Genomic DNA, 12,847 nt, shown 5'->3' with positions numbered 1-12,847 from the left:
TTATTTATTATTTAAGTATGAATACTTCATTTTTGCTAATTCCCAATCCTGAAGTATATCAATATCCTGCACTGCCATCTTATTCTTTTCAATGGCTTTACAATTAGAAGTAATAAGAGTTTGCTCTCTTAGCAATGATTTGTTCTCTATCCAATACCATTGCCCTGCATCATGATAATAAGATTCAAGATCTTGCGAGCGGCTTGTTTCATGCTCTGGCCACACGTAATGAATACGGTTCTTTTCTTTTTTTAACGCACGCTGTACCGGAAATTCAAATTCGACTACGGGTAATACCGAAGTCGAATTTTCTAATAAGTCTAATCCCCGTTTTAAATCCTGTGGAGTTGTAAATGGAGCTGTAGGATAAATACAACAAATATTTTCAAAATTCACTTTCCGGTTCCTATACTCCTCAATGACTTCTAATAATACATCTACCGTCGTGGCATAATCATCAGCATTTTCATCCGAACGCATAAACGGAATATTTGCTCCATACTTCTTTGCCACGGTCGAGATCTCTTCATCATCCGTTGATACCATAACTTCATCAAAGAGCCCACTCTCCAAAGTCGTTTCAATAGAATAGGCTATGATCGGTTTTCCTAAAAAATCTTTAATATTCTTTCGCGGAATTCGCTTACTCCCTCCTCGTGCCGGTATAATAGCTAAATTTTTCATGTTACTATTTCCAGAACCTTCTCGATGACAAACTCCTGCTGATCGTCGGAAAGGGTCGGATACATTGGTAGGCTAATGCAACGTTCATAATATTCTTCGGCCTTGGGAAAGTTACCCTTTTCCCACCCAAACTGCTGGTAATATGGTAATAAATGCACGGGTATATAATGGATCTGGCTGTATATTTCTTGCTCCCGCAGGTAATTATAGAGCTCTTTTCGGTTTTCTACCTGAATAACGTATAAGTGATAGGCATGGTGATTTTCCTGATCCTCTGGACTCACATTCTGAGTAATAATTTCACCAATATTTTTAAAAGCCTCGTCATACCTTCGGGCAATTCCCCTGCGTTTTTGGAGCCCTTGGTCAGCACGTTGCAGCTGGGATAACCCCAGGGTACATTGGATATCAGTCAGCCTGTAGTTATATCCCAGTTCCTGCATCTCGTAATACCACCCTGGATATTCAGTGGACGGTGAACGCTGAGTAGTTTTCTTCTGCTTCCCTTCCGCGCCATCAATAGTATTATTTCCCCCTAATGCTACCGCTACAGAATTTTTAAATATATTTGTTTCTTTGGTAATTCCGTGGGTTCGTAAAACTTCTAACTTTTTTTTAAAATCTTTATCGTTTGTGGTGATCATCCCTCCTTCTCCAGCGGCAATATGCTTAACCGGGTGAAAGGAAAAAATAGAGGCATCAGCATACTGGCAATCTCCGCAATATACATTCTCTCTCTGACTATCTTCAAAACTTCCGCCGGGCGCATGACAGGCATCTTCTAGAATCCACAAATCGTACTTATCAGCAATAGCCTGTAAACGTTCTGTATCTACCGCTAATCCGGTAAAATCTACCGGAATAATTCCGGCATAATCGTCTGGCTTAGCATTTACCAGTTTTTCTTCAACTAAATCCAGATCTATCAAAAATGTATCAAGATCAATATCGACAAAATCAACTTCTCCCCCTGCATATTTCACGCAGTTGGCCGAGGCAGCGAATGTAATGGGTGTAGTAATTACTTTTTGTCCCGGTTCTACTCCTAATGCCAACACACTAAGATGTAAAGCCGCCGTACCATTAGAAACAGCTACAGCGTAATCACTTCCTATATAGTCGGCAAAGGCTTCTTCAAATTGTGGTATTTGCGGTCCCTGAGTCAGATAGTCAGCCCGCAATACTTCTGTTACCGCCTCAATATCCTTATCTGTAATATGCTGCGTGCCATATGGGATGGGACCCATTGTATTCTTACTCATAATTTATTTATAGTCTATCAGATCTCATTTCATTCACTGAGAAGGATGGATCGACGTATTTTTTAATTTTTTTACGAAGCGATTCAACGGTTTCCCATTCATCGTTTTGTCCAGAATTATAGGTGAAACCTGGCTCCACATAGTTTGCATCAAAATATTCTATATACTCCTGTTTATCCCAATTAGGCTGTTGTGGGAGGATGGCATAATATTTCCCTAAATCAATTGTATTAAAAGAGTCGGATGCTGTAATCATTTCTTCGTGAATTTTCTCACCGGGGCGGATACCTACTTCTGGGTGTTCGCAGTCAGGACCAATAGCTTCAGCCAAATCGGTGATTTTATAAGAGGGAATTTTCGGCACAAACAGCTCTCCGCCCCAAGCATGTTCAAGGGCATACATGACCAAGTCCACTCCATCCTGCAAAGAAATGTTAAAGCGGGTCATTCGTTTATCAGTAATGGGTAATACACCATCTTCTCTTTTATTTATAAAGAACGGCATTACTGATCCCCGCGATCCCATAACATTCCCATAGCGAACTACATTAAATGTTAAATCCCGCTTACCTTTCATATTATTAGCGGCGATAAACAGTTTGTCCGAACAAAGTTTTGTAGCGCCATAGAGATTAATAGGGGCAGCTGCTTTATCTGTAGATAATGCAACCACTTTGTTAATTCCACAATCCATGGCGGCATCAATCACATTTTGGGCGCCCAATACATTCGTCTTAATAGCCTCCATAGGGTTATACTCGGCCGTCGGTACTTGCTTTAAAGCTGCCGCATGGATAATCGTATCGATACCCTCGCAAGCTCTTTTCAGTCGCTCTCCATCACGGACATCCCCTATAAAATACCGGAGACTTGGATACTCTTTTTTGGAAAACATCTGTGACATCCGAAACTGCTTCATTTCATCTCTTGAATAAATTACCAGACGATTTACTTCTGGATACCTGTTTAAAATCGTCTCCACAAACTTATTTCCAAAGGAGCCAGTCCCCCCGGTTATCAAAATTGATTTATTATTAAGCATTTAATTTTTAACTCTTATAATTACAAGTAAATATTTTTCCTTAAAATCGATTAATCAGCCAGACTCATTTTTCTAAAATCAGCGCTCTGTTCTAATAGCTCCTCATACGTTCCTGCATCAACTACTTTGCCTTCCTTCATCATATAGATAACATCACAATTTTTAACAGTACTCAACCGGTGAGCAATCATAATAATAGTACGGTCTCCGCGAAGTCGTTCAATAGCTTTAATCACATATTTCTCAGTAAGATTATCCAATGAAGAAGTGGCCTCGTCCATGACCAATACTTGTGGATTATCATACAGGGCACGGGCTATACCAATACGCTGCTGTTGCCCCCCCGAAAGACGAACACCCCGCTCTCCCACAATGGTTTCTACTCCCTCTGCAAGCCTTTCAACGAGTTCGATCAACTGAGCAGCTTCAATGGCGTCCCACAGTTTTTGGTCATCAATTTCATCGTCAAGTATACCAAAAGCAATATTGCGCTTAATGGTATCATCCAGTAAATAGATCGACTGCGGGATATAACCTATATTTTTTTGCCAGCCCCGTATCTGCTCAAATATATCCACTCCGTCGGCTTCAATAGTCCCTTTTTGAGGTTCTAATAAACCTAAAATGATATCCACCAGCGTAGTCTTGCCCGCCCCCGAGGGGCCAACAAATGCTACCACACCGCCTTCCGGTATATCTATAGATACCTCCTGAACCGCCTTTTCATCGGCATTGGGATAACTATAGGTGACCGAATTTAATACAATTTGATGGTCAAAGGCTATCTTATCCTGGTCACCCAACACTTTCATCCGGAAGGTGCGATAATCATTCTCCAGAATCTTTAAATCGTCATAAATGGCATAGACTGAATAAGCATTATAACGTATTTTTGTCGACTGATTAATAACCTGATTTAATACCGGCATCAATTTTACAGTTGCTGCTCCAAACAGTGATAAAACCGGTATAATAGACGCTACATCACGTCCCTGCCACACCATCAGTAAGGCAATACTCAAAATGCCAGCGACAGCAATGGTTTCAATAATAGGTTTGGGCATTTTTCCCACCACATACTCATAAGTATTAGCCCGCTTGCTGCGTTCAGCATTAAACCTATAGTGATCCAAAAAACTTTCTTCCCGGTTGAGTACTCGAGCATCTTTAAATCCGTTCAATCCCTGTAAGACAGCCTTATTTTTTTCTTTCCGTGCCTCCCGGTTGTCTTTACCATATTCTTTTGTTTTTTGTTTGGTATAATGTAAAAAAAGGTAACCTCCGCCACCTAACACTACAATAGAAATAACCGTTATAAGTGGCTCAAAGAGAAATAAGGTTCCGATGATAAATAGAAACATCGTGAAGTTTAGGGTCACCTCCATAAAAGGCATTAAAGTACCTGAAATAATTTTATTAACCTCTGAGGTTACATTACGCAATAATTCAGCTGAATTTCGATTAATATAGAAGCTATAGGGTGCTGTCATATAGGCCCGAAAAATACGATCCTGCAGATAAACCCCCCTGTTTTCTATAAACCTCTTTTTTATATAGAGGAAAAAACCCAAATATGTATTTTTTACAATATATACACCAATAAGCAGCAAGGCTCCATAAATAACCAACGACTCTGAGTCCGATACGCCTAAACTTAGCAACAGGTCGCCTAATACTGGATAATTTAGGACCTTGTCGGGTGAAGCTACCGTACTTACAAAAACAGGAATCATTCCTATGCCCAATACCTCAAGCAAGGAAGCCAACAGCATCATCCCAAATAATATAAGCAACTTATAGTGATCACTGCTTGGGAACAGGGTGTATATTTTTTTTAATGATTCTATCATGAATTATAAACTGTAAATGACATCAGCATGTTCTGTAGCGTTTATCTATTTCTGCTTACTTTTTTAATAAGTAGGAAATATAAAAATTGTATAGGTGAACGGCTAAAATATTGTTCCAGAAAAGAAAAGACCCGGTATGATGGTCGGTCTACAGCTACCAGCAAATATAATTTTCAATAGTTAACCTATAACTATGCAAAATTTTTATGATACGGATTATTTGGGATGGTGGAAAGAAGAATTACAGTTGAACAGCAACCAGTGGTACAGTAACCAGCTTATCTAACTTCATGATTAAATTTCCTTAAACCGATTTTTTTCATTCTGCCACCAGCCTTGTACCAGGACCCATCCGAGGGCGATGAAACTGCCCAGTATAGCCGATACTATTAGTATCAACAATCCTGAAGAATTATCGTTAAGTGGCACGCTTACCGGCTGCAGCACTGAAAAGACCGGCGTCTGCTCCTGTACCTGCAGGCGTGCCTGTTCTCTGCGCTGATTAAGGGAATTGTATATTTCAAAAGCCAAGTCGTATTGCGACTGCAACTCTTGCTCGCGGGTACGGGCTTTGGCCGTTGCCAGACTCACGTTACTATCCCGGAACTCTGCCAGCTTCTGTTGAGCAGCTTCAAAACGCTTTTTTGCACTGGCAAGCTGTTCTTCTACATATTTCAAATCCTCATTGGCTTTCTGCGTACGATAGTCACGTACATACTCTTTTAATAACACGATACCATTTTGTGCTATTTCAGCTGCAGCCTGGGGATCCGGAAATTCAGAGTTTATAGTAATGGTATTACCCTCCGTATTTACCGTCAATCTGCTTTTAAGTTTATTAATAGTCCCCATCTGGCTTTTGCTTATTCGCAATACTGAATCACGGTCTACTTCGGTGATGACAGGTTCAATTTCTTTGTCACCCGAACTTCTAAACAGTCCGATAATCTTGCCCGGTAATCCAATCGTATAACTTTTAATAAATCCCATTAAATTGAATGGTTTATGGATTTCACTAAAAAAGACATGTGGATTCACGGTCGTATCATATTTTGAAAAATAAACCGGTTGATTCATCAATTCTACCTGGTAGGGGATACTCCCCATAATATCGGGATAAAGAGAAGGCGGGATATTATCACCTGCAACGTTTCCTCCGCTCCCAATTCCCAGTATGCCTCCGTACTGCTGCAGCAGGTTTCCCGCGCGTCCCTGTGATGATTGTGCCTCAGGCATAAGCGTAGCACTAGCGGTGTATTCGTCCGGGCTAAGGAGAGCAATGAGAAGTCCCAGTACCAAAAAGGCACCCACAATTTTGGCGATGAGGATGCGCTTGCTCCAGAAGGTCTGGAAGAGCTCGACCAGGTCGATCTCGTCTTCTTCGATGGGGCGATAGCCGTATTCGGGCGGGGGGCCGCCGTAGTAGCCCTGGGGCTGCTGCGAAGATCGCCGAACCTGGTGATGTTCATTATCGTTATGTTGGTGTTCTTTGCTCAGCGCTGTTTGGTTTTAATAATTCGGTTTAATGTAGGCTTTGTTTAATAAAAATAAGGCGCTTTTAACCTGTACCTTGCTAAAGCGCTAATGATACGGATTATTTCAGATGGTGGAAAGGAGAAATAGATTACCCTTTCAATCAGCGGTCGAATCAGTCGAAGGCTTCCTGCTGGATGGGTCGGCTGAATTTGTGGGGGCCACTCTTCCGTTCTTTTTGATTCATTACTTTGCGAAAGGACTTTTTTATTCTTCTATTTCACTTGTTTATATTTAGTCTAAATTATATTTCCCCTTTTGGATTCCTTTTCATATTTTAGATCTGATCTAAATAAACGGTTTTTCGAATGAATTACAGACGTTAGTGCGGGCATCCATTTTTCCAAACAGTATGCGTTCATTTTTCCTCGTCGTGGTACTGTTGCTGCTTAACAATCCTTCATTCTCCCAGACGGGTACCATCGAAGGCCGCGTGGTATCTGCTACAAGCGGTCAGCCGTTGGAAGGTGTGAACGCCGGACTGGAAGGCACGGCCCTCGGAGCGGCTACGGGGGAAGAGGGAACATTTATCATCAAGGGTATTCCGGCCGGCCGTTATACGCTGGTGGTAACGAGCGTCGGGTATGAACGGCAAAAGAAAACTATCACTGTAGAAGCCGGTAAAACCCTCACCCTGGAGATTTCCCTGAAAAAGGCCACGACAGCCCTGGATGAGATGGTGGTGCAGGGGGTGTCCGAGGGACGGGAACTGGAGCTCTCGGCCCAGTCCGTGGAGGCGGTGGGACTCAGCGAAACGAAATTGCAAACGGCTGACCTGGGGGAGGTGCTGGCCCAGACGCAGGGTGTGAGCGTGCGCCGAAGCGGGGGACTGGGTTCCGGGACGCGGTTCTCCCTGAATGGACTCACGGACGATCAAATCCGTTTCTTCCTCGACGGGATCCCGCTGAATTTTACGGGCTACTCACTCGGTATTGCAAACGTACCCGTTAATTTGATCAAGCGGGTGGATATTTACAAGGGGGTGGTGCCGATCCGCTTTGGCGCCGATGCGCTGGGCGGGGCCGTGAACCTGGTTACCCCGGAAGGGTACCCGGGCGCGCATGGTTCGGCTTCTTATCAGATCGGCTCCTTCGGCACCCATCGAACATCGCTCAACGCGGGATACGAAGATCAGGCAACAGGCTTCTTCGTGAACGGGGCCGGATTCGTCGACTATGCCCAAAATAACTATGACGTCGATGTGGAAGTCCCCCAAAACAACGGCAAGCTGGAAGATGCAACGGTCGAACGGTTTCATGACAGTTATAGTGCCTATGGCGGTAACCTGGAGATGGGAGTACGCGATAAAGCCTGGGCTGAAGCATTGTCGGTGACGGGATTCTTCTCGAATAATGACAAGGATATTCAAAACAATAATGTGATGTCTGTCCCCTACGGGAAAATCACGTCCGGAAAAACCTCGTACGGCCTGCTGGGCCAATACCGGCAGGAGCTTAATAAAAAGCTTTCTCTAAACCTGGCGAGCGGGTACTCTCACGATACAAGAAGTTTTACAGACACGTCCAGTTTCATTTACAACTGGCATGGAGAGCCGGTAAGGGACAGTGACGGAGACATTCGCAAAAGGGGCACGCCGGGCGAGCTGGGTACGGCCAGCGATCAGGTGCTGTGGGACAACAACTATTACAGCCGGTTTACTATCTCGTATCGGATCAACCGGAACAATGTTCTTGATTTTTCTTCCGCCCCGACCTATGTGAGGCGAACGGGTGATGAGCGATGGCGGGAGGAGATTGAAACCGTGGATCCCCTGAATGATGTGCGGACGGTGTTTAACTGGGTGAACGGCCTGCAGTACCAGTGGAGCCCGGGGGACGACAAAATCGAGCATATCCTCTTTGTCAAAGACTATATCCAAAACGTGCGGGCGGAAGAGCAGACCAGCGGCGCACCGATAAACCGAAACCGCAATTTCCATACGCCGGGGATAGGCAGCAGCATCCGGTATACCATCAGTGAACAGTGGCTGGTCAAGGCATCCTACGAATGGGCCACCCGTCTACCCAAAACCAATGAGCTGTTTGGCAACGGAAGCCTGATCATGCCGAATCTGGCGCTGGAACCGGAAAAAAGCCACAATGTGAACCTGAAGATTGATTACTCCGGCAGCGCCGATTCGGGCAGCTGGAATGTGGGCGTCAACGGCTTTCTCAGGAGTACGGATCGCCTTATCGTCTTACTCAGCGACAATGAAATTTTCAAATATCAAAACGTATTTGCAGCCCGGTCGACGGGCATGGAAGCCGCGGGGTACTGGAAATCATCCGATAACAGCATCACCATCGAAGGAAATACCACCTGGCAAAGCTTCCGCAACACCTCCTCGAGGGGAGAATTCGGTCGCTTTGAAGGGGATCGCATTCCCAACCGTCCCTACTTTTTTGCGAACCTCCGGGCAACATACCGCTTGCCGGATCCCTTCAGCAATGCGGATGATCTGAATCTCTTCCTGGGCAACCGGTATGTGCATTCGTTTTACCGCGGTTGGGAAAGCGTGGGACTGGAACGGTTTAAAGACGAGATTCCCTCGCAGTTTACCCAGAATTTTGGCCTGACGTATGGGTTTTCTTTTCAGTCGACGAGGGCTTCCGTCACCGGCGAAGTGCAGAACCTGACCGATGCCAGGGTCTACGATTTTTTCGGCGTACAGAAGCCGGGTCGGGCCTTTTACCTTAAAATAACAACGCAACTTTAATTTAACCTCAAACCACACCTTTCAACATTATGACTATTTCATTACCTGCAATAAGAAACTTTACCAAGCGCAGCGGACTACTGCTAATGGCGATGGTTATGCTTGCTTTGGCCGTTACGTCATGCGACGATAATTCCGTTACCGATTCTGATCCCGATCCCGAACCGGAGGAAGAACTTTATGCGGTCTACTGGCGCCTGCAGACCCCCGACGGACGCACGAATTACGTATCCCTGGTCAATGATCTGATGGAAGCCGGTGAAGTTGATCCGGCCGAAGCGTTGGAAGTCCCCGGACAGTCCCGTTTTTATGCCCAGCCGCAGGCCGGGTATTTTTTCACGGGCAACGGGGAAACTCTTACGTTCACCCGGTACAATATTCCCGAGGAGGGAAAAAGTTTTGAAGAGGGCGAAAAGTTTTCGCTGGCCAACGAGGGCGTAACGTCCCTGCAGGCGCGGACAGTGTTCCTGAGCGATACCAAAGCCTATTATATTGATAACACGCAGGGACAAATTGTGATCTTTAATCCTGAAGAGATGGCCATCACCGGCTCCTTCGACCTGCCGGAAGAGTTTGCAACAGGGTACCAGGGATACTCCACGCAGCTTGGGTTCAACGGGTACCAGCTGAATGGGAACCGCCTCAGCATTCCGGTGGGATGGGTGAACTTTGAGGCCGCTACGCACCTGGACAAGACCGGGCTGGCTATTGTCGACACCGAAGCCGACCAGGTGATTTCCTACACGGAAGATACCCGCTGCGCGCTGGCCACCGAGCCGGCCTTTATGCCGAATGGGGACGTGTACTATGGCCAGAGCGAGCGCTATCATTTCAGCAGGCAGGCCCGGCAAAAAGATAAAGCCGGATGCATCCTGAGAAAAGAAGCCGGGGCCGACGGTTTTGACCAGGACTTTGATCCGTATTTTATTGATCAGATCGAAGGCAAAGAAGTGGGATTAAGCCTGTTCAACGCTCCAACGGAAGGCAATGGGTACGTGAGAGTGCTGGACACCGACCAGCTGGAGTGGTCGGAAAATGTGGAAGGGATTACCTACTATGATACGGTCTGGGAGACCTACGAGATTAATCTTTCTAAAAATGAAGTCATCGGCAAAGTCGACCGGCCGCTTGGTCCCTCATACGCTGAACAACCCTTCCTGATCAACGAGGATTTTTACGGCACATTAAAAGTCAATGATGAGGGGGAACACCGGGTCATCAAGTATGCTCCGGATGGATCCTATGAGGAAGGACTGACGACCCCGGGATATATTTCCAACCTCGTACGTCTGCGGTAGCGGCAGGCATAAACGAAATTACTTTCATTGCCGGCCTTGCATGTCCAAGGCTGCTGAATTTGAGCAGACGAATAATCAATAAAGAACCGTGCAGCCCGGTCTGAACGCCGGGCTGTTTCTTAGATTCACAGGCGAGTTGAGGTTGGGCAGAATTAACTCGTCCTCGTGGTTGGTTGCAATATGATTTTGCCATCCGGGGTAAATACAAAAAGCAGATCGTGAAAGGCGTTCAGTATGGATTCCAGGTACTCAGTCATAGAGGCTTAATGCCCATTTCCCATAAAGTTGCAGTACTTACGAAGCAACTGTTCTGGGTATCTTCAATCACTTCTTTGGAAAATTCAGCTCGCCGGCAGCGGACCTTTTGCATCCCGGGGCTTCAGCAGGATGGCCCGGGTGGGACGAGGGGTGGCGATCAGATCTTTAAACACCCCGCCGCCCGCGAGTCCCAGTCCCGCGAGTCCGTTTTTTTGAGAAAATCCCTGCGATTATTTTCCATGGTTTTTTTAGGGGAATGAATTGAGGTTCGGTTTAAAAGAATTCCCAAGCGGCAGATTATTTAATAAAGCCTAATTCTTTTTTAGCTACTTTTAAGATAAGAAATGCTTGGCGTTAAGATCCTGGCAACGATGGTATAATATCAATATTCCAGTAAAATCAGATCTATATCGGGTAACTTTTCAAAATCTGAGTCCATCGTAACAAGTGGAAATCCTATATGTTCGGAAGTGGCCGCTATAATAGAATCTGGAACTTTTAAATTCTGTGTTTTCCTTATGTCAATGGCTACTTTTCTGATTGCAGGAGATAATTCTACGATGCTGCATTTGTCAAGAAATGACTGTATTAATTTTTCTTCATCCTCAGATAAATTGGAATAGCTAAGTAATTCAATCTCTGTGATACACGAAACCCAAATATGTTGCCCTTCCATAACTTTATTGGCAATTTCAACACCATTAAAAAAGTTAACCAATAAAGAGGTATCGGCAAGAATATTACCACTCATTTCTTACCTTCTTTTGGTACGTTAAGCCGTCGGTATCGAAAGATACCTTCCCGAAATATTTTTCTAATGGTATACTTTTCTTCCGTTCTCTTTGATTCATTACTTTGCGAATGGCTTCCCGTATAGCTTTGTCAGAATCATTTTTATGAATGGTAACTGACATAATATGATGGTTTTATTTGTTACAAGTTAATTTTATAAATAATAATATTTAAACGGTTAAAAATCTACATATGATTGTTTCCTATTCAGAACCCTTTTTAAGGTTGGGATAGTTCATCCAAACCAGTTGAAGGCTTCCTGGGGCTGTCCAAGTTTGTATAACGCCATCCCACTGAACAGTCCAATAGGAGGAGTTATTTAGGTAATTTAGAGCACTACCTGCTCCACCGCCTGAATCAGTATAATCATATTGCCATACCCATAGGGCTTCCGTATTGCCTTCTTCTCGTTACATGCCCTAAATTTATATTTCTGCTTTCCCCTTACCCTTAATTCTAAGTATGTAATAAAAGAAAGGAATGTCAAAAATATTTTTAACCCAGAAATATACTTTCAAATACAAATATACGACGTTCTAAGTTAACATCTATTACATCAATATCACTTCTCTTCGATTATGCTGTCTATCCTCGTACCACCAGATTACTTCCAATTACTCAGAAACTCAATCAAAAAATTTACCCCTTATTTGCCTCAAATTCCTCATCAAAGGGAATGTCAGGCCGACAGTGTAAAGGTAAATGTACTCCCCTGCCCCGGCTCACTGTCCACCGAAAGAGTGCCCCCGTGCATCTCAACAAAATCAATGCAAAGATCCAGTCCAAGCCCCGACCCTTTTTCTCCCTGTGTCCCGGATGTGGTATAATTGTTATTGGTATCCATGATTTTTTCCTGTGCCTCCCTGTCCATGCCCACGCCCTCATCCGACACCGATATGCGTACGCTGTCTCCTGTTTTTTCTGCCTGTACCGTAACCTTTCCTCCCGGATGGGAAAATTTGATGCTTCCCTATAAAAGCCTCCCTGGACAGAATTAACTCGTCCATATGATTGGTGGCAATATAATCTTCTACTGTCTCTACTTCCATGCCGCGATCGCGTGCTTCCTGAAGCACATCCTGCGGAGTTATATCGATCAGCGAATCCTTTATATTTATCAGCATAATCCTGTAATTAAGTGAAAATAAAAAGCGGCCCGGATCATTCTATCCTATGTACATGAATCCTGCCTGTAGTCATTTAACCGCAGGTATCCGGTTTTGTTCTACATAAATTTATTCTACATAAAAGAGGAAGATCGAGACCTTTTTTCCACTTCCCACTACATGTTAACGCCGTGGAGCATTCCCATTTTCGGAAAATACTATGATATAAGGCAGCATAGCATAATATCACTTATTTTTGTCACAAGGAATGTATCAAAATTGCTACAGGCCGGTTCTCATAAATCG

12 protein-coding genes are annotated in these 12,847 nt (G+C 44.4%); 3 read left to right on the top strand and 9 right to left on the bottom strand.

Annotated elements, in window-relative coordinates; all coding sequences use genetic code 11:
- The 5 genes from pseF to BUB16_RS17945 form a co-directional block, all read right to left on the bottom strand.
- Entirely contained in the window at positions 1-684 is a 684-nt protein-coding gene (gene pseF / locus BUB16_RS17965) for a pseudaminic acid cytidylyltransferase (RefSeq protein ID WP_073067647.1), read from the bottom strand.
- Complete coding sequence (pseC, locus tag BUB16_RS17960; RefSeq protein WP_244545741.1) at positions 681-1,946, bottom strand: UDP-4-amino-4,6-dideoxy-N-acetyl-beta-L-altrosamine transaminase; 1,266 nt, start codon at positions 1,944-1,946, stop codon at positions 681-683. Before pseC ends, pseF begins: the two co-directional genes overlap by 4 nt.
- Before the next feature lie 7 nt (positions 1,947-1,953).
- Positions 1,954-2,988, bottom strand: coding sequence for a UDP-N-acetylglucosamine 4,6-dehydratase (inverting) (pseB, locus tag BUB16_RS17955; RefSeq protein ID WP_073067643.1), 1,035 nt, complete (start codon positions 2,986-2,988; stop codon positions 1,954-1,956).
- A 50-nt stretch (positions 2,989-3,038) separates the two neighbouring features.
- Positions 3,039-4,838: an ABC transporter ATP-binding protein gene (locus BUB16_RS17950; RefSeq protein WP_073067641.1), complete on the bottom strand. Its 1,800-nt coding sequence runs from the start codon at positions 4,836-4,838 to the stop codon at positions 3,039-3,041.
- A gap of 294 nt (positions 4,839-5,132) precedes the next feature.
- Entirely contained in the window at positions 5,133-6,203 is a 1,071-nt protein-coding gene (locus BUB16_RS17945; RefSeq protein WP_280173668.1) for a Wzz/FepE/Etk N-terminal domain-containing protein, read from the bottom strand.
- 520 nt (positions 6,204-6,723) lie between these two features.
- Here BUB16_RS17945 and BUB16_RS17940 point away from each other — a divergent pair.
- The 3 genes from BUB16_RS17940 to BUB16_RS21660 all read left to right on the top strand — a co-directional run bounded on the left by BUB16_RS17940 (position 6,724) and on the right by BUB16_RS21660 (position 10,903).
- The gene (locus tag BUB16_RS17940) at positions 6,724-9,087 is read left to right on the top strand and encodes a TonB-dependent receptor (RefSeq protein WP_084088422.1); all 2,364 of its coding nucleotides are present in this window, start codon (positions 6,724-6,726) and stop codon (positions 9,085-9,087) included.
- Between the two features lie 29 nt (positions 9,088-9,116).
- The gene (locus BUB16_RS17935; protein WP_139240370.1) at positions 9,117-10,385 is read left to right on the top strand and encodes a hypothetical protein; all 1,269 of its coding nucleotides are present in this window, start codon (positions 9,117-9,119) and stop codon (positions 10,383-10,385) included.
- A gap of 332 nt (positions 10,386-10,717) precedes the next feature.
- Complete coding sequence (locus tag BUB16_RS21660) at positions 10,718-10,903, top strand: hypothetical protein (protein WP_170864458.1); 186 nt, start codon at positions 10,718-10,720, stop codon at positions 10,901-10,903.
- A 122-nt stretch (positions 10,904-11,025) separates the two neighbouring features.
- On the opposite strand, the gene BUB16_RS17925 is transcribed toward BUB16_RS21660, so the two are convergent.
- The 4 genes from BUB16_RS17925 to BUB16_RS17915 form a co-directional block, all read right to left on the bottom strand.
- Positions 11,026-11,394 (bottom strand): type II toxin-antitoxin system VapC family toxin, encoded by a 369-nt coding sequence (locus tag BUB16_RS17925; RefSeq protein WP_073067633.1) that lies wholly within the window; start codon positions 11,392-11,394, stop codon positions 11,026-11,028.
- Positions 11,384-11,557, bottom strand: a complete 174-nt coding sequence (locus tag BUB16_RS21655; RefSeq protein ID WP_170864457.1) for a hypothetical protein — start codon at positions 11,555-11,557, stop codon at positions 11,384-11,386. The genes BUB16_RS17925 and BUB16_RS21655 overlap by 11 nt, the downstream gene beginning before the upstream one ends.
- A gap of 557 nt (positions 11,558-12,114) precedes the next feature.
- Positions 12,115-12,399 carry a sensor histidine kinase gene (locus BUB16_RS17920; protein ID WP_084088421.1) on the bottom strand — a complete coding sequence of 95 codons (285 nt, stop codon included), beginning with the start codon at positions 12,397-12,399 and terminating at the stop codon, positions 12,115-12,117.
- Positions 12,317-12,559, bottom strand: a complete 243-nt coding sequence (locus BUB16_RS17915) for a hypothetical protein (RefSeq protein WP_073067630.1) — start codon at positions 12,557-12,559, stop codon at positions 12,317-12,319. Before BUB16_RS17915 ends, BUB16_RS17920 begins: the two co-directional genes overlap by 83 nt.
- Positions 12,560-12,847 lie beyond the last annotated feature (288 nt).

Source organism: Fodinibius roseus (genome assembly GCF_900129315.1).
GTDB classification, from domain to species: domain Bacteria; phylum Bacteroidota; class Rhodothermia; order Balneolales; family Balneolaceae; genus Fodinibius; species Fodinibius roseus.
The sequence above is the reverse complement of the archived record's forward strand: the minus strand, read 5'-3'. Positions and strand labels throughout refer to the sequence as shown.

Excerpts from the sequence above, each read along its gene's own strand:
- pseF (WP_073067647.1), bottom strand. The coding sequence starts at position 684 with ATGAAAAATTTAGCTATTATACCGGCACGAGGAGGGAGTAAGCGAATT.
- pseC (WP_244545741.1), bottom strand. The coding sequence starts at position 1,946 with ATGAGTAAGAATACAATGGGTCCCATCCCATATGGCACGCAGCATATT.
- BUB16_RS17950 (WP_073067641.1), bottom strand. The coding sequence starts at position 4,838 with ATGATAGAATCATTAAAAAAAATATACACCCTGTTCCCAAGCAGTGAT.
- BUB16_RS17915 (WP_073067630.1), bottom strand. The coding sequence starts at position 12,559 with ATGCTGATAAATATAAAGGATTCGCTGATCGATATAACTCCGCAGGAT.
- BUB16_RS17935 (WP_139240370.1), top strand. The coding sequence starts at position 9,117 with ATGACTATTTCATTACCTGCAATAAGAAACTTTACCAAGCGCAGCGGA.
- BUB16_RS17940 (WP_084088422.1), top strand. The coding sequence starts at position 6,724 with ATGCGTTCATTTTTCCTCGTCGTGGTACTGTTGCTGCTTAACAATCCT.
- BUB16_RS21655 (WP_170864457.1), bottom strand. The coding sequence starts at position 11,557 with ATGTCAGTTACCATTCATAAAAATGATTCTGACAAAGCTATACGGGAA.
- BUB16_RS17925 (WP_073067633.1), bottom strand. The coding sequence starts at position 11,394 with ATGAGTGGTAATATTCTTGCCGATACCTCTTTATTGGTTAACTTTTTT.
- pseB (WP_073067643.1), bottom strand. The coding sequence starts at position 2,988 with ATGCTTAATAATAAATCAATTTTGATAACCGGGGGGACTGGCTCCTTT.